We start from the raw sequence: 20,952 nt of genomic DNA on the forward strand, positions 1-20,952 counted from the left end.
GAGGGCGGCTGTCCGCACATCTTGGATGGAGTCCACCAATGATCGGCGCGCCGTCTGTAAGGGATCTCCAGCGCCCCGGGCGTCGAGGACGCACTCCGCTTCCAGCCATCGCCGCTTATACTTGGAGGTCGGCCGATCGGCCGCCCCTCACCTTCCTCCCTGAACGAACGGACGTTTCGCTGTGCTTGCCGTTCACGACCTCGAGATCCGCGTCGGCGCCCGCGTGCTCATGTCCGACGTGTCGTTCCGCGTCTCGCCGGGCGACAAGGTCGGCCTCGTCGGGCGCAACGGCGCCGGCAAGACCACGCTCACCAAGGTGCTCGCCGGCGACCTGCTCCCGGCCGACGGCCGCGTGGAGCGACACGGTGAGCTGGGCTACCTTCCGCAGGACCCCCGCACCGGTGACCCCGACATGCTCGCGCGCACCCGTATCCTCGACGCGCGCGGCCTCGGCACGATCGCGCTCGGCATGCACGAGGCGTCGATGGCGATGGGCGATGAGAACCCGGATGTCGCCGCCAAAGCGATGAAGCGCTACAGCAGCCTGACCGAGCGGTTCGAGGGGCTCGGCGGCTACACGGCCGAGGCCGAAGCGGCATCCATCGCCCACAATCTCTCGCTTCCCGACCGCATCCTCGACCAGCCGCTGCGCACCCTCTCCGGCGGTCAGCGCCGACGAATCGAGCTGGCGCGCATCCTGTTCTCCGACGCGGACTCGATGATCCTCGACGAGCCCACCAACCACCTCGACGCCGACAGCGTCGTGTGGCTGCGCGAGTTCCTGAAGAACTACAAGGGCGGGCTGATCGTGATCAGCCACGACGTGGAGCTCGTCGGCGAGACGGTCAACCGCGTCTTCTACCTCGACGCGAACCGCCAGGTCATCGACGTCTACAACATGAACTGGAAGAACTACCTGCGCCAGCGGGTGGCCGACGAGGAGCGTCGCAAGAAGGAGCGCGTCAACGTCGAGAAGAAGGCGACTCAGCTGCAGATGCAGGCCGCCCGGTTCGGAGCGAAAGCGTCGAAGGCCGCGGCGGCGCACCAGATGGTCGCCCGTGCCGAGAAGATGCTCTCCGGCCTCGACGAGGTGCGCCAGGTGGAGCGCGTGGCGAAGCTCCGGTTCCCGAAGCCCGCGGCGTGCGGCAAGACGCCGCTCATGGCGTCGGGGCTGTCGAAGTCCTACGGCTCGCTGGAGATCTTCACGGATGTCGACCTCGCCATAGACCGCGGCTCCAAGGTCGTCGTGCTCGGCCTGAACGGCGCCGGCAAGACGACGCTGCTGCGCATTCTCGCCGGCGTCGACAAGCCCGACACCGGGCAGCTCGAGCCGGGACACGGGCTGAAGATCGGCTACTACGCCCAGGAGCACGAGAACCTGGATGTCTCGCGCTCGGTGCTCGAGAACATGATGTCTGCCGCGCCGGACATCAGCGCCACCGAGGCGCGCAAGGTGCTCGGCTCCTTCCTGTTCACCGGGGATGACGTGCTCAAGCCCGCGGGCGTGCTCTCGGGCGGCGAGAAGACGCGCCTGTCGCTCGCGACGCTCGTGGTGTCATCCGCCAACATGCTGCTGCTCGACGAGCCGACGAACAACCTCGACCCGGCCTCACGCGAGGAGATCCTCGGTGCGCTCGCGCACTACGAGGGCGCCGTCGTGCTGGTCTCGCACGACGAGGGCGCCGTGTCGGCGCTCAACCCCGAGCGCGTGCTCATCCTGCCCGACGGGGTCGAGGACCTCTGGAATCGCGAGTACCAGGACCTCATCGCCCTCGCCTGATGTCGAAGGGTCAGCGGCCCGCTGAGTCGAGGATCGCGTCCTCTTCCGACATGTCGCGGTCGCGACGCCTGGTCGGGGTGCGCTGCCGACGCGGGGGCTTCGGCGCGTCCTGCGGAAGTTCGGCTTCCGCAGCCGCATCCTCGGCGTCTTCACGGCGCACCTTGATCTCGGTGCGGATGATGTAGCCGATGAAGATGAAGCCCATGAGAGCGAACAGAATCCACTGGATCGCATACGACAGGTGCGGTCCGGGGTCCTCGGTCGGCGCGTCGAGCGCGTTGGGTCGGGTGACAGGGGCCGGGTCCTCCGAGATCATCAGGCCATAGGCGGAGGTGATGGTGCTCGCCCCGCTGACCTCGGCGATGCTCGGAAGGTGGATCGTGGGAACCTGACCCTCCGGCGCCGAACGGCTGGGAAGCGCCTCGCCGGGGCGCAGTCGCGCGATGACGGTCACCTCGCCGGTCGGAGGTGCCGGGATCACATCGGGCACCGTGCCCTCACCCGGCGGCACCCACCCGCGGTCGACGATGAAGATCCGACCGTCATCGAGCCGCAGGGGCGTCAGCACCTCGAAGGCGCTGGTGCCGCCGCGCGGTCGGTTGCGCGCGAGAAGCTGGTCCTCGACCACGTACTCGCCCGTGAGCAGCACGGGCAGCCATTCGTCGCCCGAGTCGAAGTCCACCAGCCCGGTCAGGACCTCGCCGATCGGCACGGGATCCGCGTCGTAGTTCTCGGCCACGAGGTCCAACTGAGCCGCGCGCTGCTCATTGCGCGCGAACTGCCACTGCGAGAGGAACCAGCAGCCGACCGCGAACGCGAGGGCGAGCGCGACGTACCCGCTCCAGCGAAGCGCAGCCGAGCGCCGTGTGTCGCTCCGGCGCGGCGCCTGCGCCACCTCGGCCTCCCGCAGGCTCACGGCGCGACCACCGTCGGGTCGGCCCCATCAGGGGCGCGCGTCAGCGAGCCGGGGGTTTGGGGCGGAGCCCCATCAGGGGCGCGCGTCAGCGAGCCGGGGGTTTGGGGCGGAGCCCCATCAAGGGGCGCCACGAACGGCGAGACCGAAACGGGGAACGACCGAGCCGCGAGGTAGTCCCTCAGGTACGGTGCGTGCTCGTCGCACGCCAGCCAGACCTTGCGGCGGTCGGCCGTGTGGATCCGGGGGTTCCGCCACACCACGCTCTGCGTCGCGGGGGCGCGGCAGCCCGCGCGAGAGCAGACGGGCTGCTCCGGTGGTGCGGCCACGATCAGGCCTGTCGGGGTTCCGTCGGTGCCGGCGGCGCCTCGGCGATGCGGATGACCGGCGGCGCCGCGCTCGGTGGCTCGATCGGGGGGAGAGGCGCTTCGATCGCGATGAACGGGCTCTCGGCACGGGAGATGTGCGTGTCCTGGCCGACGTTCGCGAGCACCACGGCGACGTAGGGCAGCACCATCGCCCCGATGCCGAAGACCCACGTGTACCAGCCGTACGGCGTGATCGCCACCATCAGGATGAAGCAGGCGATGCGGATGCCCATCGTGACGAGGTACTTCGTGAAGCGCGCTCCGGCCTCCTCGTGCGGGGCACGCGGCACCGACGTCGTGGATTGGGCCTTCGCGGTGGATTTCACGGTACATCCAGCGTACGCCGCGCGAAGCGACGCAGGCCGGGTGCACCATGAGAGTATCTCGTCGTCGAGACGACTGACAGCGAGCGATTAAGCGCGGTAGTTCTGCGGGTTGTTGGCGATGTCGATCAGCAGTGGAAGCATCGCGAACAGGATGATGACGCCCAGCACCGCCAGGGCGATGCCGACCCATCCGATGATGGTTCCGGCAAGGGCCATTCCGCGGCCCTGCTCGCCGGTCTTCTTGATCTGACCGAGTGCCATGTGCCCGGTCACGACCGCGACGATCGACGCGATGAAGGGCAGGATGACGAAGCCGGCGATCCCGCTGATCAGGGACACGACGGCGAGCGTGTTCGTCTTCGGCGGCGCGCCCTGGCCGTACGCACCGTAGGCCGGAGCCTGCCCGTATGCCGGTGCCTGGCCGTAGGCCGGGGCCTGCCCGTAGGCGGGAGGCGAGTAGGCCGGGGGCTGTGGTGCAGCGCCCGGGTGGTCGGAGGGGGGCTGCGGGGGATTCGAGCCGGGTGTGGTGTTGTCGCTCATGGTGTGCCTTTCGTTGCTGTTCCATACAGCGTTCCAGCGGGGACCGGGGGTGTCAATGTGAGGCGACGCTAGGCTGGTGCGGACTCGGCCGCGAGCGCTCCGGCGCCGCCCTCATCCCTCCCCAGAGCATCGGAGTACCCCATATGACCAGCGATCGCGTCGTTCTCGTCACCGGAGGAAACCGAGGAATCGGCCGCGCCATCGCCGAGCGCTTCGTCGCGGAAGGCTACCGCGTCGCCGTGACCGCGCGGAGCGGTGAGGGACCCGAGGGCACGCTCACCGTGCGAGCGGACGTGACGGATGCCGCTGCCGTGGATGCGGCGTTCACCGAGGTGGAGGCGCAGCTCGGTCCCGTCGAGATCGTCGTCGCGAACGCCGGAATCACCAAGGACACGCTGCTCATGCGGATGAGCGAGCAAGACTTCGACAGCGTGGTGTCGACCAACCTGGGTGGGGCTTTCCGCGTCGTCAAGCGCGCGTCCAAGGGCATGCTGCGCGCTCGGTTCGGCCGGGTGATCCTCATCTCCAGCGTCGTGGGTCTCTACGGCTCGGCCGGTCAGGTGAACTACGCGGCGTCGAAGAGCGGGCTCGTCGGCTTCGCGCGATCGCTCACCCGCGAGCTCGGGGGGCGCGGCATCACCGCAAACGTCGTCGCGCCGGGGTTCATCGAGACCGACATGACGGCCGCACTGCCCGAAGACACGCAGGCGGAGTACAAGCGGAACATCCCGGCCGGCCGCTTCGCGACCGCCGACGAGGTTGCGGGTGTCGTGACGTGGCTCGCATCGGATGCCTCGGCGTACATCTCAGGCGCCGTGATCCCGGTCGACGGCGGCCTCGGCATGGGCCACTGAGCATCCGGTCGACTGAGTTCGCGGTGCGAACCGGGGGCGGGCCGATGCACGCTGTCAGTCGGTCAACGAACGGACGATCGCCTCGCCGAGTTCGGTCGGACGGCTGAATTGCGGCCAGTGGCCCGCCGGCAGGTCGACCAGGTCGAGATCTTCGATCGCGGCGAGCTCCGCAATCCATGGCGGACCCTGAGCCATGTACTCCCGCACCACGCCGGACGGGACGCTGCACGTGATCATGGTCATGGGAACCTCACGCCGGCGGACGTCCGTGAGCACGAGCGGGTCGGCGGGCACTTTGCGGGGGACCGTCTTGACCACTTGCTCGATCCGAGCGCGCGCATCGTCGTCGAGGTCCTGGATCTCGTTCTGCTCGAAGGCGTCCCAGCCCGGGAAGGGGATGACCCCGTCGACCTCGGGGAACTCATCCCAGATGATGCCGCCGTCGCCCTGCGGAAAGGTGTCGACGAGGATCACCCTCGCTACCTTGTCGGGGCGCGCGTCGACGGCACCGTAGGCGACGTTGCCGCCGCCGCTGTGCCCCACGACCGCGACGGGTCCGGTGAGCGCGTCCAGTCGGGCGACCGCCGCGTCAATCCAGTCCCCCATCCCGACCTCGCGGGACTCGTCACCGGGTGAGCCCACGCCGGGCATGCTGAGCGGGTGCGGTGTGTGACCAGCGGAACGCAGAACGGGAATCACGTCGTCCCACGACGACGCATCGAGCCAGAGGCCCGGAATCAGAAGAACATCCATGCCGAGACGCTACGCCCCGCCTCCGACACCGGCCACGATCACAACCCTGACCACGACCCCGCTGCTCCCGCCTCTCACCGTGGAGGCAGCAGCGGGATGACCTCACGGAGGTCGAGAGGACCCACGACGAGGTCCGCGGCCGCCCGGACCGCCGGCTTGGCGTTGAAGGCGAGGCCGAGTCCCGCCACGCCGAGCATCAGCAGGTCGTTCGCACCGTCCCCGATCGCAATCGTGGCGCCGGGTGGGACGCCGTGCATTGCGGCCCACTCGACCAGCGCGGACGCCTTGGCCGACCCATCGACGATATGACCATCGACCAGCCCCGAGAGCGCCTCGTCCTTCACGCCGAGCCGGTTGGCGCGCCAGATGTCCACTCCGAGATCGGGGCAGATCACGTCGAGGATCTCGTGGAAGCCTCCCGAGACCACACCCACGGTCCCGCCCCGCTCGTGCACGGCGGCGATCAGCTCCCGCACACCGGGTGTCGGCTCGATCCGCGAGATCACGTGGGCGAACGCCGACACCGGCACACCCGTGAGAGCGGCGACTCGGGTGCGCAGGCTCTCCGCGAAGTCCACCTCCCCCCGCATGGCGGCCTCGGTGGCGGCGGTGACCTCGGGTCCCCGTCCGGCCTCGTCTGCGATCAGCTCGATGACCTCGTTGCGGATGAGCGTTGAGTCGGCGTCGAGCACGACGAGCAGGGGTCGGGAGGGCACGACACAAGAGCGTAGCGGGACGGCCGTCATCGCCGTCGATGCCGACCCATCGCGCTCGCGCAGCAGTGCTCGTCGCGCGCTGCGTCACATCGCGGCGCGAAAAGCAAACGGCAGCGCGTCCCGCGGAGGTACCGGATGCACCGCGGCATCCGGTTCATGCCGTGATGTGAATGCCCTTTGCCACCACCGTGATGCCCGAGTCCGTCACGGTGAAGCCGCGCTCCAGGTCTCTGTCGCGGTCCACGCCCACGGTGGCACCGTCATCGAGCACGACGTTCTTGTCGAGGATAGCCCGATGGATGCGGGCTCCTTTGCCGATGAGGACCCCGTCGAAGACGACGGCATCCGTCACGGTCGATCCGCCGCCTGCCAGCGTCCACGGACCCACCACGCTGCGCTCGAGATGCGTGCCCGAGAGCACCGATCCGAGCGAGACGATGGAATCGATCGTGTTCGTGATGCGCCCCATCGAGTCCCGTACGAACTTGGCCGGGGGCGAGTTCACCGTCTGGGAGTGGATCGGCCACTCCATGTTGTAGAGGTTGAACACGGGCAGCGTCGAGATCAGGTCCATGTGCGCGTCGAAGAACGAGTCGATCGTTCCCACATCGCGCCAGTAGTCGCGGTCGCGCTCCGTCGAGCCGGGCACGTCGTTCGCCTTCATGTCGTAGACCCCCGCCTCGCCCCGCGACACGAAGTACGGGATGATGTCGCCGCCCATGTCGTGGTTCGAGGTGGGCAGCTCGCCGTCGTGCTCGACCGCCTCGATGAGGGCGTCGGCATCGAAGATGTAATTGCCCATCGACGCCAGGATCTCGCCGGGGGAGTCCTGCAGCCCCTCGATCTCGCTCGGCTTCTCGAGGAACTCCCGGATGCGCGTGGCGTCATCGGGCTGCACGTCGATGACCCCGAACTGGTTGGCGAGCTCGATCGGCTGCCGGATGCCGGCGACCGTGGCTCGTGCGCCCGACGCGATGTGCGCGTCGAGCATCTGGCGGAAATCCATCCGGTAGACGTGGTCCGCGCCCACGACGACGACGATGTCCGGCTTCTCGTCGCGGATCAGATTCAGGCTCTGCAGGATGGCGTCGGCCGATCCGCTGAACCACCGCTTGCCGAGTCGCTGCTGGGCGGGCACGGACGTCACATACGAGTCCAGCAATGCAGACATCCGCCACGTCTGCGATACATGCCGGTCGAGGCTGTGCGACTTGTACTGCGTCAGCACGACGAGCTGTCTGAGGCCGGAGTTGATCAGATTGGATATCGCGAAATCGATCAGCCGGTATTGCCCCCCGAAGGGCACGGCGGGCTTCGCACGGTCGACGGTGAGGGGCATGAGGCGCTTCCCCTCCCCACCGGCGAGGACGATTCCAAAGACCTTCGGCGCTGTAGGCATGGCACCACCCTAGAGCGCCCCGCCGCGCTGTACTAGCGTTCTGGCATGCGCGTCGACATCATCACCAAGGAGTATCCGCCCGAGATCTACGGCGGAGCGGGGGTGCATGCGGCCGAACTCGTGAAGGCGCTCAGGGCGGTCGATTCATCCGACGGGCCGCTCGATGTGCAGGTGCGCTGCTTCGGCGCGCCGCGCGACGAGGAGGGCACGACCGCGTACGGCGTGCCGACCGAACTGGCCGGCGCGAACGGCGCGATCCAGACGATGGGAACCGACCTCGAGATCGTCTCGGATGTCGCCGGCGCCGACGTCGTGCACAGCCACACCTGGTACGCGAACTTCGCCGGTCACCTGTCCTCGATGCTGCACGGCATCCCGCACATCGTCACCGCTCACAGTCTCGAGCCGCTGAGGCCGTGGAAGGCCGAGCAGCTCGGCGGCGGATACGCCGTTTCGAGCTGGGTCGAGAAGACGGCCTACGAGTCGGCGGCCGCGGTGGTGGCCGTGAGCGAGGGCATGCGTGCCGACATCCTGCGCAGCTACCCTTCGCTCGATCCTGCCAAGGTGCGCGTGATCTACAACGGCATCGACGTGGATGCCTGGGGTCCGGTCGAGGACGCCGCCGTGCTCGAGGCCGAGGGCATCGACCCCTCCAAGCCGTCCATCGTCTTCGTCGGTCGCATCACCCGTCAGAAGGGCCTCCCGTACCTACTGCGCGCGGCGGAGCAGCTGCCCCCCGACGTGCAGCTCGTGCTCTGCGCCGGCGCCCCCGACACTCCGCAGATCATGGCCGAGGTGGAGGCGGGGGTGCGAAAGCTGCAGGAGACGCGCTCGGGCGTCGTCTGGATCGACCGCCTGCTGCCCCGGCACGAACTCTGCGCGATCCTCTCGTCGGCGACGACGTTCGTATGCCCGTCGGTGTATGAACCGCTCGGGATCGTGAACCTCGAGGCGATGGCGTGCGGCGCGGCAGTCGTCGGCACGGCGACCGGGGGCATCCCCGAGGTGGTCGTCGACGGCGTGACCGGCCGGCTCGTTCCGATCGAGCAGGTGCAGGACGGCACCGGCACGCCCGTCGACCCCGACCGGTATGTGAACGACCTGGCCCGCGTGCTGACCGAGGTGGTCAGCGATCCGGCGCGTGCTGCTGAGTACGGCCGGGCCGGGCGGGAGCGCGCGACGAACGACTTCAGCTGGGGGCAGATCGCCGCCACCACAGAGGCGCTCTACTCCGAGGTCGCGAGTGCCGCACGCGCCGCGGCGGGCACGGGAGCGGCAACGACGAGCCGATAGGCTTGGCGGCATGCCGCACGTGCTGGAGTTCTCCGACGTCGCTGTCCGTCGGGACGGCCGCAACATCGTCGATCGGCTCACGTGGTCGGTCGACGACGACCAGCGATGGGTCATCCTGGGACCGAACGGCGCCGGTAAGACGACCATCCTGCAGCTCGCGGACACGCTGCTGCATCCGACCTCGGGAGAGGTCACGATCCTCGAGGAGCGCCTGGGTCGCACCGACGTGTTCGAGCTGCGGCCCCGCATCGGGTTCGCGTCGTCCGCGATGGCCAAGCGCATCCCGGGTGAAGAGACGGTGCTGAACGTCGTGCTCACTGCGGCGTTCTCGGTGCTCGGTCGCTGGAACGAGGAATACGACGACATCGATGAGCGGCGCGCCCTGCGCGTGCTCGCCGAATGGCATCTCGAGGGCCTCGCGGATCGCACCTTCGGCACGCTGAGCGACGGCGAGCAGAAGCGGGTGCAGATCGCGCGGGCGATCATGACCGACCCCGAACTGCTGCTGCTGGACGAGCCGACCGCCAGTCTCGACCTCGGCGCTCGCGAAGAGCTGCTCCTGCTTCTCGGCGGTTACGCGCAGGCGCCGACCACGCCCGCGATGATCATGGTGACGCACCACGTCGAAGAGATCCCGGTGGGCTTCACGCATGTGCTGCTCATGAAGGACGGCGGCGTCGTGGCGGCCGGGCCGCTCGCCGAGACGCTGACGGCGGAGTCGCTCACCGAGACCTTCGGAGTGCCCATCGTGCTCACCCACGACGAGGGACGCTACGCGGCCCGCGCAGCATCCTGAGCACCGCGCTTCATCTGATAAGATCGATCCTTGGTGCACACGGCACCGCAGACTTTCCACGGGTCCCTGAACTCCTCAAGGGCCGCACATCCCGCAAGGACTTCCCATGCAGACTGAGATTCACCCCGAGTACCGGCCGATCGTCTTCCGCGACCTCGGCTCGGGCGAGACGTTCCTCACCCGCTCCACGGTGACGAGCGACAAGAAGATCGAGATCGACGGTGTCGAGTACCCGGTCATCGATGTCGAGATCTCGTCGGCGTCGCACCCCTTCTACACGGGCAAGCAGCGCATCATGGACTCCGCCGGTCGCGTCGAGAAGTTCAACCAGCGCTTCAAGAACTTCGGCGGCTCGAGCAAGTAAGCCACCACGAAAGGCCCCGCCTCGGCGGGGCCTTTCGCGTGTCCGGCTACCGGATCGGCCAGCTGCCGTCGAGCTCGTCGTCCGGGTCCAGCCGGCCGATGCTGATGAAGTACTCCGTGAGGCTCATGGCCTGAGCCCGCGCCCATGCGATCTGCCTCGTGTGCAGCTCGTCGACGGTCGGCGGCAGCACGTCGGCGAAGCGCTGCGCGATCGCCTGGGCGACGCGGCCGGCGGCGATCGCGTCGGCCGATGCCTCGTGCGCGCCATCGAGCAGCACCGCGTAGTGCGCGGCCACCACGTCGAGGGTGCGTTTGCCCTTGCGATACCGATCGAACGTCTTGTCGACGACCAGCGGGTCGATCACCGGAGACGGGGACGCGATCGGCTCGATGCCATGGCGGAGCGCCTCGTACTTGAGCAGCGAGAAGTCGTACGGCGCGTTGTAGGCGACGACCGGGATGCCGTTGGCGAACAGCGCACGCAGCGCGGCGATGATCTCGCGGATCACCTCCGGCGCCGGTCGCCCCTCCGCGCGAGCCCTCGCGGTCGTGATGCCGTGCACAGCCGTGGCGCCGGCCGGGATCTCGATGCCGGGGTCGGCGATCCAGTCGCGGGCGCGCAGAACGGTGCCAGAGGCATCGAGCAGGCCGACGTGCGCGGTGACGATGCGATCCGCCTCGACATCGATCCCGGTGGTCTCGAGGTCGAACACGCCGACGACGTGGCTCCAGGCGGGCGTCTCGAAGAGGGCCAGTGGAACGGCGTGCCAGGTGCTCATGCGCCCAAGGTATGGGCCGGCTCGGACATCGCCCTCCAGGCACACCGGGCTTGGCCTCCAGGCACACCGGGCTCCGCCCGCAGGCGCACCGGGCTCCGCCCGCAGGCGCACCGGGCTCCGCCCGCAGGCGCACCGGGCATCCGGTCCGTAGACTCGGGCGGGTGCCCGCTCCCCACACCACTGCGTCAGGCCCGATGGTGCCCCACCCCGTCGTGCCCCTCGACACGCTGGCGCCGACACGCCGCGAACTCGAGGCTGCGGGGGGCACGACTGCCTACTGGGTGTACGGTCCAGCGGATGCCGTGAACACCGTCGTCGCGGTGCACGGCTTCCGGGGCGAGCACCACGGACTCGAGCCCGTCGTCGCGGCTCTTCCCGGCATCCGCATCATCTCGCCGGATCTTCCCGGTTTCGGCGAGACGCCGCCCCTCCCCGGCCGCACGCACGACATCGACGCGTACTCCGACTGGCTGCGGGCTTTCGTCGAAGGGGTCGCGCCCGGCGCTGTGATCCTCGGCCATTCATTCGGGTCGATCGTCGCCTCGGCGGCGGTCGCCGCGGGTCTGGTGACGCCGCGCCTCATCCTCGTGAATCCGATCGGCGCTCCAGCGCTCACAGGGCCGAGGGGCGTTCAGACGAGACTCGCCATCTTCTACTACTGGGCGGGCGCGCGCCTGCCCCGGAAGCTCGGCACGGCTCTTCTGCGCAACGGGGTGATCGTGCGCGTGATGAGCGTGTCGATGGCGAAGACCGACGACAAGCGCCTGCGGCGCTTCATCCACGAGCAGCACGACACCTACTTCTCGCGGTTCGCCGACCGGGACGTGCTGCGCGACGCATTCGTCACGAGCGTCTCGCACGATGTCAGCGAGTACGCCCCGGGCATCGCCGTGCCGACTCTCCTGGTGGCCGCCGACCGCGACGACATCACGCCGATCGAGGCCGAGCGCCGGCTGGCGCGCATCTTCCCCGACGCGCAGCTCGTCGAGATCGCCGACGTCGGCCACCTCATCCACTACGAGAAGCCGCTCGAGGCGGCCGCCGCGATCACGGGGTTTCTTGCAGCCCCCGCCGACGGCGGTACGCGTTGACGTTCATCCGGTTGCCGCAGTTGCCGGAGTCGCAGTAGCGCTTCGACCCGTTGCGGGAATAGTCGACGTAGACCCCGGCGCAGTCGTCGGCCTCGCAGACGCGGACGCGGTCGTATTCGTCGGCGCGGATGACGTCGACGAACGCCATGGCCGTCTCCACGAGGATCCTCGTCGCCAGGGGCGCGTCGTCACCGGTGGCATGGACGTGCCAGTCGTACTGGTCGTGGATCACGAGCTGCGGCAGCGCTCGGCCGTCGCGCAGCATGGCATTGACAAGCGGAACCGCGCCGTCGCGGTCCGTCGCCCACAGCGCGAGCAGCCGTGGCCGGATCTCGCGCATCTCCGCGAGCTCCTCTGCGTCCCGCCGGATGTCGCCCGTGTAGGGACGGTCGCGAAGGAAGGCGTCGAGATCGGCCAGATCGCTGAGGCGGTCCGCGCCGTCCCTGTCCGTATCGGGGTGCGTGTTTGCGAGCGCCGCCGCCGCCTCGAGCGCAAGGCGCGTGTCATCAATGAAAACCATCTTGACTCCTGACAAGCAAGTACCGTATCGTCACGAGTGTAACGCTCATTGACTCCTGACAGACGGATCCCGCATGACTGCTTCGACCGCATCCATCGCTCCCGCTCCCATGGCGGCCGTCTCATCACGTGTGCGCACCACAGGTCTCCTCATGGCCGTGGCCTCCGCCCTCGCGTTCTCCTCGAGCGGGCCTCTGATCAAGCCGCTGCTGGAGGCGGGATGGTCGGTCGGCGCCGCCCTGCTGGTGCGCATGGGAGTCTCGGGGCTCATCCTCTCCGCGCCCCTCCTCCTCGCGATCACGCGGCAGCCGGGGTTTCTGCGTCGCCACGGCCTGCTGATCGTGGGCTTCGGACTCACCGCGGTGGCCGGCTGCCAGATCTTCTTCTTCGGGGCGATGCAGCGGATGCCGGTGGCCATCGCGCTGCTGATCCAGTACCTGGCACCCGTGCTGCTCGTCGGCTATGCCTGGGTGCGCACCCGGCGTGCCCCCTCCCGCCTCGTCATCGCGGGCACCATCGTCGCCGTCACGGGCCTGGTGCTGGTCGTCGACATCGCCGGGGCGAAATTCGATCTCATCGGAACGCTGCTCGCCCTGGCCGCGGCCGTCTGCGTCGCGGCCTACTTCCTGATCTCGGAGCGGGCAGGCGATGACCTGCCCCCGCTCGCCCTCGCCGGGGGAGGACTGCTGGTGGGCACGGCGTTCATGGGCCTGCTCCTGGTCAGCGGCATCCTGCCCTTCGCGGCTCCCGCTGTCTCGGTTCCGCTCGCGGGCATGGAGCTGCCGTGGTTCGTCCCGCTGCTGTGGGTCGCGGGCGTCGCGACGACGGTGGGCTACGCGCTGGGCGTGATGGCGGTGCCCCGTGTGGGCTCGCGAGTCGCCTCGTTCGTCGGCCTCTCGGAGGTGCTGTTCGCGCTGGGATTCGCGTGGCTGCTGCTGGGGGAGGCGCCATCTGTGGTGCAGCTGTTGGGCGGAGCGCTCATCCTCGGTGGCGTCATCCTGGTCAGGATGGATGCCGAGGCGGTCGCCGCTGTCCCACGCCGCTCCGCGGCGGCTGAGGCGGATCGCTCCGCGACGGCTGAGGCGGATCGCTCCGCGGCGGCTGAGGCGGATCGCTCCGCGGCCGCGGCTACGGCTCCCGCCGTGCCAGCTCCATGAGCGGGGCCAGGCGGTAGGGGATCACTTCGCCCATCACGAGGGAGGTCTCGGTGCGCTCCACGCCTTCGATGCCCAGGATGCGCGCGTCGATGTCGAACAGGTGCCGCGCGTCTCTGCAGGCGACCCGCGCGAGCAGATCCACCTGACCGCTCAGCCCGTGGGCCTGTACGACCTCGGGGATCTGAGTGAGCTCCTGGGTGATGCGCGGCAGCTCCACCTGGCGCACCTCGACGTTGATGAAGGCCTCGAGGGGAAAGCCCAGCGCACTCGAGGAGATGGCCCGTTCGAAGGAGAGGAAGACCCCGGCGCGCTCCAGCCTGGCCATCCGGGCCTGCACCGTGTTGCGCGAGAGCCCCAGTCGATCGGCGAGCGCGACGACGGTGGCGCGGGGATCATCGGCGAGCGCGGCGAGAAGCTCGAGGTCGACGTGGTCGAGGGAGGCCATAGTGCGAAACAATAGCACGTCATCGGGGTGCCCCACTTGGCAACATGCTCAAGTCTCATGCACATGCTTGAGCTAGGTGCCTCGCCGACGTAATCTCGAATGGTCGGCGAAGCTGCCGGCGATCGGTCCGGTCGGCCTCACGAGGGCGGACCGCGATTCTGGAGGTACAGCGATGGCGCAGACCCGAACACCCGCAGCAGAACCCTCGATCGACGTCGACGACGTCTCCAGGGTTCTCGATCAGAACGGTGAGAGGCTTCCGAACGCGGACCTCGACCGATTCCTCGCCGGCATGGACGTGGCTGAGATGGAGGGCCTCTACCGCGACATGGTCGTGGTGCGCCGCATCGACGCCGAAGGCATGGCGCTGCAGCGTCAGGGCCAGCTCGCGCTCTGGGCGCCGTGCCAGGGCCAGGAGGCCGCCCAGGTCGGCACCGCCCATGCGGTGCGCTCCGACGACTTCATCTTCCCGAGCTACCGCGAGATCGGCGTCAACTACGTGCGGGGCGCGGAGCTCGTCGACTTCGTGCGGGCGTGGCGCGGTGAGGAGCACTCCTCCTTCAACCCGTACGACATCAACGTCGCGACGCCGCAGATCATCATCGGAGCGCAGACCCTGCACGCCGTCGGATACGCCATGGGCATCCAGAACGACGAGACCGATCAGGTCGCTGTCACGTACTTCGGCGACGGAGCCACCAGCCAGGGCGATGTCAACGAGGCGATGATCTTCGCGTCGTCGTTCCGCGCGCCGGTCGTCTTCGTCTGCCAGAACAACCAGTGGGCCATCTCCGAGCCGGTGACGGTTCAGGCGAAGTTCCCGATCGCCGGCCGGGCACCGGGCTTCGGCATCCCGAGCATGCGCGTCGACGGCAACGATGTGCTCGCCTGCGTGGCGGCGATGCGGTGGGCGCTCGAGAACGCGCGCAAGGGCAACGGTCCCGCCTATATCGAGGCCGTCACCTACCGGATGGGCCCGCATACGACCGCGGATGACCCGTCGCGCTACCGCGACAAGGACGAGGTGGAGCTCTGGCGTCGCCGCGACCCGATCGCGCGCCTGGAGGCCTACCTTCGCGGCATCGGCGGCTTCGACGAGGCGTTCGCCGCATCGGTGGCCGAAGAATCGGACCGGGTGGGCGCCGAGCTGCGGGCCCAGACGCTGGCACTCACCTCCCGGCCTCCGATCGGCGTGCTCGACCACGTCTACGCCGAACCGCACTCAGGGCTGGACCGCCAGCGCGCCGAGTTCGCCGCCTACCTCGACGGCTTCGCACCGGAGCCGGGCGCTTCGAGCGAGGGAGCGGGACGATGACGCAGCTGACGATGGTGAAGGCCATCAACGAGGGGCTCCGTCAGGCCATGAAGGACGACCCCAAAGTCGTCGTGATGGGAGAGGACGTCGGCAAGCTGGGGGGTGTCTTCCGCGTCACCGATGGGCTCATGGACGAGTTCGGCAAGCGCCGCGTCATCGACACCCCGCTCGCCGAGTCGGGCATCATGGGCACCGCGGTGGGGCTCGCGTACCGCGGCTACCGGCCGGTCGTCGAGATCCAGTTCGACGGGTTCGTGTACCCCGCGTTCGATCAGATCGTCTGCCAGGTCGCGAAGCTGCACTACCGCACCCGCGGCAACGTCACGATGCCGATCACGATCCGCATCCCGTGGGCGGGAGGGGTGGGCGCCGCCGAGCACCACTCCGAGTCGCCGGAGGCGTACTTCGTGCACACCTCGGGTCTGCGGGTCGTCGCCGTGTCCAATCCGCAGGACGCCCACCTCATGCTCCGGCAGGCGATCGCCTCGAATGACCCCGTGGTCTACTTCGAGCCGAAGCGGCTGTACCACACCAAGGGCGAAGTCGACCTCGGCGCGAGCCTGGCCGATGCGCCGCCCATGCACGTCGCGCGCGTCGTGCGCGAGGGCACGGATGTCACGCTGATCACGTATGGCGCCCAGGTCAAGACGGCGATGGATGCCGCGGCCGCGGCCGAGGACGAGGGCACATCGATCGAGGTGATCGACCTGCGATCCGTGTCTCCGGTGGACTACACGACGATCGATGCATCGGTCCGCAAGACCGGTCGGGTCGTCGTCACCCACGAGGCGGCGCGGGAGGGCGGCGTCGGAGCCGAGCTCATCGCGAGCATCACCGAGCGCTGCTTCAACTACCTCGAATCGGCACCCGTGCGCGTGACGGGCCACGACATCCCGTACCCCCCGGCCAAGATCGAGCAGTTCCACATCCCGGACCTCGACCGCATCCTCGACGGCGTCGACCGCGCGCTCGACCGCCCCAACAGCCTCTCGGGGGTTCAGCTGTGATCCAGGAGTTCACGCTGCCCGACCTGGGCGAAGGCCTTCCCGAGGCGGAGCTGGTGTCCTGGCTCGTGAGCGTCGGCGACACGGTGACGCTCAACCAGACGATCGCCGAGGTCGAGACGGCCAAGGCCGTCGTCGAGCTGCCCTCACCGCACGCCGGCGTCGTCACGACACTCCACGCCCAAGCCGGCGACGTCGTCGCGGTCGGCGCCCCGCTCATCTCGTTCGAGCTGGGTGGCTCCTCCGCGCACGCGGCGGCGCCCGATGAGACCGCCGAGGCGGAGAAGCTGCCACCGAACCTCGTCGGCTACGGCGCCGCTCCCGCGGCATCCGGTCGACCCGCTCGTCGCGCACGCGGCGCCCGTACCGACTCTCCCGCCGTCGACACCGCCGTCCTCGAGGCCGCGCCGCACGACGTGCTTCGCGAGACGGAGCTCGCTCACGAGGTGCCGATCGAGCGCCCGCGCTCCACCCCTCCGGTGCGCAAGCTCGCGAAGGACCTCGGCGTCGACCTGGCGCTCGTCGAAGGGTCGGGGGAGTCCGGCCTCATCACCCGCGCAGACGTCGAGGCCTACGCGTCTCGGGTAGCCGCGCCCGTGACCGGGCCCGCGGCTGCGCGTCCCACGTCGGCCGCTCCGGCGCCCGGCCGCGACGATGCCACCCGCACGACGCGCGTGCCCATTCGCGGCGTGCGCAAGTTCACGGCGGAGGCGATGGTGCGCAGCGCCTTCACCGCCCCGCACGTCACCACCTTCCACACGGTCGATGTGACGCCGACGATGGAGCTGATCGCCTCGCTCCGCGCGGACAAGTCGCTCGCCGAGCACCGCATCGGCGTTCTCGCCGTCGCGGCGAAGGCGGTGTGCCTCGCCCTGTCGCGCACGTCGAGCCTGAACGCGAAGTGGGACGAAGCCGCCGGCGAGATCGTGCAGCACCACTACGTGAACCTGGGCATCGCCGCGGCCACCGAGCGCGGCCTGGTCGTGCCGCACATCAAGGACGCCGACGCGATGAACCTCGTCGAGCTCTCCGATGCGATCGGCGCCCTCGCTACGACGGCTCGGGCGGGCAAGACCACGCCGGGCGACATGACGGGCGGCACCTTCTCGATCACCAACGTCGGCGTCTTCGGAGTCGAGGCGGGGACGCCCATCATCAACCCCGGCGAAGCGGGCATCCTGGCACTCGGCGCGGTGCGGCGTCAGCCGTGGGAGTACCGCGGTGAGATCGCGCTGCGCGACGTCATGACGCTGAGCCTCTCGTTCGACCATCGTCTGGTGGATGGCGAGCAGGGCGCGCGGTTCCTGGTGGATGTCGGCGACATCCTGCGCGAACCCGGCCGGGCGATGCTGCTGGGCTGACCTGAACGATCTTGCAGCGAGACGATCGCCGACGATCAGACGTTGAGGTCTAGACGCTCGGCATGCGCGGGCGTAGTCTGACTATCGCAATCGGGGCGCACCGGCTGGGGCGGGTGGGGATCAGTCGCACCGATGACGCCTTGCAAAGTATGCGCTCGGGTCGATGTCGACCCGAGCGCATTTCTTCGGCCCGTCCGGCCACGCACGCCCTACGACCAGTCTTCGTCGGGCGCGGGCCGCAGGCGCTGGGCGGCGTCGACCACGTCCTGCAGGTCCACCGGATCGCTGAACGGGTCCTCGTCCAGCTCGGTCACCCGGTTCAGCTCCTTCTGCCAGCGCCGCAGTTCTGAGATGTACGGCTCGTGCGGCACGCGCGACAACTCCTGTCCAGAGGGCACCAGATCACAGATGCCGTTGTGCAGCCACTCGCCCGTGTGCCAGTCGGGCATGTCCACACCGGGGAACAGGCAGACGCCGTGCAGGTCCATGCCCAGGTTGACGGCCGCCATCGACTCGTTCATCACGTCCCGCAGCCAGTCGGGACGCCCTTCGCCCAGGCCGCTGGTCTCTCCGATGATCATCGGCCGCCGGTAGCGGTCCCAGATGCGCTGCAACAGGGTGGACAGCGGCTGGATGCCCGGACTGCCGGGAGGCAGGGCCTGGTGGGGCCCGCTCTCGCGGTATTCCATCTGCCCGAACGAATAGTTGTTGGCCCCGACGATGTCCAGGATCTCGGGCGCGCCGCCGAGTTCCGGGTGCTCCCTGCCGTACAGGATGTCCCACGCCAGGAAGGCGTCGACGAAGGTCTCGTGCTCCGCGGCCTCCTGCTGGTCCGGGCGGTCCGGCGGGGCCACCACCTGGATCAGGGGGTCGACGTGGACCATCCGCGACTGCGGCAGCACCTCGCGCAGGGCCTTCACGCCGGCGATCGACGCTGTGCAGAGCGCGAGCCGGAAGCGCTCGCGCGTCTGCCGGTCCTTGCCGTACGGCGCCGCCCAGCCCCACTCGCCCCCGGCGAACGAGAAGAACGTGATCTCGTTGACGGGGGTGAACCAACTCGGGCCGTCGAGCTGTTCGGACACGTGCCGGGCGCAGGCACGGCAGTAGTCCGCGAACCGGGCGGCGAAGGCATCGTCGAACGGGTCGCTGTCGCCCGGGTAGCCGTAGTGGAAGAGATCCCAGATCGGCCGCACGCCGGTCTGCCGCATCGCATCGAGCACGGGCTCGATGGGGGAGAAGTCGTAGCGGCCGCCACCCTTGTCGACCAGCGGCCACGGGATGCCCTCGCGGGCGACCGCGATGCCGAGGTTCCGCAGCACCCGGTAGTCCTCCAGTGCGTGCGCGCGGTGTTGCGTCTCGGCCACCAGGTCACGGCGACGCCCGTCCTGCCACAGGAACGTCGAGCACTCGAAACCGGAGAGGAAGAAAGTGGGAAAGATCCCCTGGCGCTGCGGCTGGCCCATATTCCACTAGACCACAGAGCGACCGGCCGCGGGAGGCCCCGCTGTTCCGAAGTGCAAGAGCCGCCGTAGAGGCGCGGACCGGGTCGACGGTGAGTGCCCGACGGAGTCCCACCCGACGATGGGCACCTGGCCTCCGCGCGAGCGCGCATTCGCGGCCTATCGTGGGGCGCATGGCATGGCAGACTCTCGCGTCGCGGACCGTCTACGAGAACCGCTGGATCCGCGTACGGGAGGACGACGTGATCGGCCCTGGGGGGCCGGGCATCTACGGCGTGGTGGAGATGCGGCATCCGGCGGTCTTCGTCGTCGCGGTGGACGAGTCCGATCGGGTGTGTCTGGTCCGGCTGGAGCGATACGCGACCGGCGGACCGTCACTCGAGGTCCCCGCCGGCGGAACCGACGGAGAGGATCCGCTCGCCGCGGCGCAGCGCGAGCTGCGTGAAGAGACCGGACTGATCGCAGAGGACTGGCTCGAGGTCGGCCGCATGAACGCCCTGAACGGCGTCGCCAGCGCGCCTGAGCACGTCTTCCTTGCGCGCGGACTTCGCTCCGATGCCGGAGGTCTGCTCTCCGAGGCGCAGCGGGAGGAGGGCATCGACGCAGTGGAACGGATGCCGTTCTCGGAGCTCGTGTCGCTGATCGGCCGCGGCGGCATGAGCGATGGCGAGTCGATCGCGGCGATCGCACTGGCCGCGGTTCACCTCGGCCGGTTCGCCTGACCCAGTAGGTTCGTTCACATGCACCTCGCCGCCAGGATCACCACGGGCGTTGCCGTTCTCGTCGTCGGTGGCCTCGTCGCCGTCGCTGTGCCGACCGTGTCTGGCGCATACGCTCAGCTGTCGTCCTGGCCGATCTTCCAGCCCACCGAGGAGCCGACCCAGGAGCCGAGCGGGGAGCTGGCGTCCGCGGAGGACGACCCGATCGGCAAGAAGATGATCGATGAGCTCGGCGACGGCTACGTGTACGTCGGAAACGGCACCGCCATCCCCAAAGGCGTTCCTGCCGGATGCGAGAACCCGGCCTGGCTGAACGCCGGAGGGATGAGCGCAAGCCTGAGTGTGGACCTGGTGGACCGCGGCGCACGAGACCTCGCCGCGGGCATCACAAGCCTGGACGACGAGGGCCGGATCGTGACCTACACCGTCGCTCCCGGTGACGCGCTCTTAGCGATCGGTGACCGGTTCTGCATCGCGAACGCGCTGGCTATCGCCGACCTCAACCACACGCGGACGATCCAGCCCGGCGAGGTGCTGCTCCTCCACCCTGACAGCTCCATCCCGTGGATTCCGTACTTCAGCCCCGACGACGCGCCCGCCGGGTACCAGCAGATCCCGTACCAGCTCGCGGTTGAGGCGATGAGCGCCGCGGCCCACGCGGACGACCTCGAGGCCATGCGCGCGATCTTCGCCGACGACCTGTCTCGCCTGTTCCCCAACCCCGCCCACGCCGACGTCATCGCGCAGGCGCTCGCCGTCGGCGATCTCGACGTGCTGCGCCAGATGTTCGCGTGACCCCTAGCCCGCCAGGCCCACGCCAGACTGCGACCGTGCCCCCTGAACCCGAGCGCCCCACCGCGGTGTCGACCGCGTACGGAGTGAGGTCGATCGTGCTCGCGCCGACGTCCTTCCTCGTTGCAGTCGTCGCCGCAGTCGTCGTCGCGTTCACCCCGTTGGCCCTTCTCGGGCCGAACGTCATAGTGGGGGTTCCTTGCGCCTTC

General features: G+C 69.1%; 22 protein-coding genes. 12 read left to right on the forward strand and 10 right to left on the reverse strand.

The window, feature by feature from the left end; all coding sequences use genetic code 11:
• Positions 1 to 181: 181 nt before the first annotated feature.
• A complete protein-coding gene (locus tag ACPW96_RS10295) occupies positions 182 to 1,780 on the forward strand; it encodes an ABC-F family ATP-binding cassette domain-containing protein (protein ID WP_425818102.1) in 1,599 nt (532 codons plus the stop codon).
• Positions 1,781 to 1,790: 10 nt separating this feature from the next.
• Here the strand turns inward: ACPW96_RS10295 and ACPW96_RS10300 are convergent, their stop codons facing one another.
• The 3 genes from ACPW96_RS10300 to ACPW96_RS10310 form a co-directional block, all read right to left on the reverse strand.
• Entirely contained in the window at positions 1,791 to 2,696 is a 906-nt protein-coding gene (locus ACPW96_RS10300; protein WP_425882988.1) for an SURF1 family protein, read from the reverse strand.
• A gap of 328 nt (positions 2,697 to 3,024) precedes the next feature.
• On the reverse strand, positions 3,025 to 3,387 hold the full coding sequence (locus ACPW96_RS10305; RefSeq protein WP_425882990.1) for a DUF3099 domain-containing protein: 363 nt from the start codon (positions 3,385 to 3,387) through the stop codon (positions 3,025 to 3,027).
• Positions 3,388 to 3,474: 87 nt separating this feature from the next.
• Positions 3,475 to 3,927, reverse strand: a complete 453-nt coding sequence (locus tag ACPW96_RS10310; protein ID WP_425818106.1) for a DUF4190 domain-containing protein — start codon at positions 3,925 to 3,927, stop codon at positions 3,475 to 3,477.
• Positions 3,928 to 4,070: 143 nt separating this feature from the next.
• Here ACPW96_RS10310 and fabG point away from each other — a divergent pair, with 143 nt between their 5' ends.
• Positions 4,071 to 4,781 (forward strand): 3-oxoacyl-ACP reductase FabG, encoded by a 711-nt coding sequence (gene fabG, locus ACPW96_RS10315; RefSeq protein WP_425818108.1) that lies wholly within the window; start codon positions 4,071 to 4,073, stop codon positions 4,779 to 4,781.
• Positions 4,782 to 4,835: 54 nt separating this feature from the next.
• Here the strand turns inward: fabG and ACPW96_RS10320 are convergent, their stop codons facing one another.
• The 3 genes from ACPW96_RS10320 to ACPW96_RS10330 form a co-directional block, all read right to left on the reverse strand.
• A complete protein-coding gene (locus tag ACPW96_RS10320) occupies positions 4,836 to 5,534 on the reverse strand; it encodes an alpha/beta fold hydrolase (RefSeq protein WP_425818110.1) in 699 nt (232 codons plus the stop codon).
• Between the two features lie 74 nt (positions 5,535 to 5,608).
• Positions 5,609 to 6,250: a phosphoserine phosphatase SerB gene (serB, locus tag ACPW96_RS10325; RefSeq protein WP_425882992.1), complete on the reverse strand. Its 642-nt coding sequence runs from the start codon at positions 6,248 to 6,250 to the stop codon at positions 5,609 to 5,611.
• Between the two features lie 154 nt (positions 6,251 to 6,404).
• Positions 6,405 to 7,649 (reverse strand): glucose-1-phosphate adenylyltransferase, encoded by a 1,245-nt coding sequence (locus ACPW96_RS10330; protein WP_425818114.1) that lies wholly within the window; start codon positions 7,647 to 7,649, stop codon positions 6,405 to 6,407.
• A 45-nt stretch (positions 7,650 to 7,694) separates the two neighbouring features.
• Between ACPW96_RS10330 and glgA the strand changes: the two genes are divergently transcribed.
• The 3 genes from glgA (at position 7,695) to ACPW96_RS10345 (ending at position 10,102) form a co-directional block, all read left to right on the forward strand.
• Complete coding sequence (glgA, locus tag ACPW96_RS10335; RefSeq protein ID WP_425818116.1) at positions 7,695 to 8,942, forward strand: glycogen synthase; 1,248 nt, start codon at positions 7,695 to 7,697, stop codon at positions 8,940 to 8,942.
• A gap of 10 nt (positions 8,943 to 8,952) precedes the next feature.
• The gene (locus tag ACPW96_RS10340; RefSeq protein WP_425882994.1) at positions 8,953 to 9,738 is read left to right on the forward strand and encodes an ABC transporter ATP-binding protein; all 786 of its coding nucleotides are present in this window, start codon (positions 8,953 to 8,955) and stop codon (positions 9,736 to 9,738) included.
• Positions 9,739 to 9,844: 106 nt separating this feature from the next.
• Positions 9,845 to 10,102, forward strand: coding sequence for a type B 50S ribosomal protein L31 (locus ACPW96_RS10345; RefSeq protein ID WP_425818120.1), 258 nt, complete (start codon positions 9,845 to 9,847; stop codon positions 10,100 to 10,102).
• A 46-nt stretch (positions 10,103 to 10,148) separates the two neighbouring features.
• Here the strand turns inward: ACPW96_RS10345 and ACPW96_RS10350 are convergent, their stop codons facing one another.
• Positions 10,149 to 10,880 carry a 3'-5' exonuclease gene (locus ACPW96_RS10350; protein ID WP_425818122.1) on the reverse strand — a complete coding sequence of 244 codons (732 nt, stop codon included), beginning with the start codon at positions 10,878 to 10,880 and terminating at the stop codon, positions 10,149 to 10,151.
• 161 nt (positions 10,881 to 11,041) lie between these two features.
• Between ACPW96_RS10350 and ACPW96_RS10355 the strand changes: the two genes are divergently transcribed.
• Entirely contained in the window at positions 11,042 to 11,971 is a 930-nt protein-coding gene (locus ACPW96_RS10355) for an alpha/beta fold hydrolase (protein WP_425882996.1), read from the forward strand.
• Here the strand turns inward: ACPW96_RS10355 and ACPW96_RS10360 are convergent.
• Positions 11,928 to 12,491 carry a CGNR zinc finger domain-containing protein gene (locus tag ACPW96_RS10360; RefSeq protein ID WP_425882997.1) on the reverse strand — a complete coding sequence of 188 codons (564 nt, stop codon included), beginning with the start codon at positions 12,489 to 12,491 and terminating at the stop codon, positions 11,928 to 11,930. The genes ACPW96_RS10355 and ACPW96_RS10360 overlap by 44 nt on opposite strands.
• Before the next feature lie 73 nt (positions 12,492 to 12,564).
• Here ACPW96_RS10360 and ACPW96_RS10365 point away from each other — a divergent pair, with 73 nt between their 5' ends.
• Positions 12,565 to 13,647 carry an EamA family transporter gene (locus tag ACPW96_RS10365; RefSeq protein ID WP_425882999.1) on the forward strand — a complete coding sequence of 361 codons (1,083 nt, stop codon included), beginning with the start codon at positions 12,565 to 12,567 and terminating at the stop codon, positions 13,645 to 13,647.
• On the opposite strand, the gene ACPW96_RS10370 is transcribed toward ACPW96_RS10365, so the two are convergent.
• A complete protein-coding gene (locus ACPW96_RS10370; RefSeq protein ID WP_425818128.1) occupies positions 13,619 to 14,092 on the reverse strand; it encodes an Lrp/AsnC family transcriptional regulator in 474 nt (157 codons plus the stop codon). The genes ACPW96_RS10365 and ACPW96_RS10370 overlap by 29 nt on opposite strands.
• Positions 14,093 to 14,264: 172 nt before the next feature.
• Here ACPW96_RS10370 and pdhA point away from each other — a divergent pair, with 172 nt between their 5' ends.
• Genes pdhA through ACPW96_RS10385 form a run of 3 tightly spaced genes read left to right on the forward strand, consistent with a single transcriptional unit; the run spans position 14,265 to position 17,772 of the window.
• On the forward strand, positions 14,265 to 15,407 hold the full coding sequence (gene pdhA, locus ACPW96_RS10375) for a pyruvate dehydrogenase (acetyl-transferring) E1 component subunit alpha (RefSeq protein WP_425883001.1): 1,143 nt from the start codon (positions 14,265 to 14,267) through the stop codon (positions 15,405 to 15,407).
• Positions 15,404 to 16,414 (forward strand): alpha-ketoacid dehydrogenase subunit beta, encoded by a 1,011-nt coding sequence (locus tag ACPW96_RS10380; RefSeq protein WP_425818132.1) that lies wholly within the window; start codon positions 15,404 to 15,406, stop codon positions 16,412 to 16,414. The genes pdhA and ACPW96_RS10380 overlap by 4 nt, the downstream gene beginning before the upstream one ends.
• Entirely contained in the window at positions 16,411 to 17,772 is a 1,362-nt protein-coding gene (locus ACPW96_RS10385) for a dihydrolipoamide acetyltransferase family protein (RefSeq protein WP_425883003.1), read from the forward strand. Before ACPW96_RS10380 ends, ACPW96_RS10385 begins: the two co-directional genes overlap by 4 nt.
• 209 nt (positions 17,773 to 17,981) lie before the next feature.
• On the opposite strand, the gene ACPW96_RS10390 is transcribed toward ACPW96_RS10385, so the two are convergent.
• Complete coding sequence (locus tag ACPW96_RS10390) at positions 17,982 to 19,235, reverse strand: family 1 glycosylhydrolase (protein WP_425883005.1); 1,254 nt, start codon at positions 19,233 to 19,235, stop codon at positions 17,982 to 17,984.
• A gap of 170 nt (positions 19,236 to 19,405) precedes the next feature.
• Between ACPW96_RS10390 and ACPW96_RS10395 the strand changes: the two genes are divergently transcribed.
• Both ACPW96_RS10395 and ACPW96_RS10400 read left to right on the forward strand, forming a co-directional pair.
• Complete coding sequence (locus ACPW96_RS10395; RefSeq protein ID WP_425883007.1) at positions 19,406 to 19,954, forward strand: NUDIX domain-containing protein; 549 nt, start codon at positions 19,406 to 19,408, stop codon at positions 19,952 to 19,954.
• 18 nt (positions 19,955 to 19,972) lie between these two features.
• Positions 19,973 to 20,746, forward strand: coding sequence for a hypothetical protein (locus tag ACPW96_RS10400; protein WP_425883008.1), 774 nt, complete (start codon positions 19,973 to 19,975; stop codon positions 20,744 to 20,746).
• The last annotated feature ends 206 nt before the right edge of the window (positions 20,747 to 20,952 follow it).

It is taken from the genome of Micromonospora sp. DT81.3, assembly GCF_049847225.1.
In the GTDB taxonomy this organism is placed as follows: domain Bacteria; phylum Actinomycetota; class Actinomycetes; order Actinomycetales; family Microbacteriaceae; genus Microbacterium.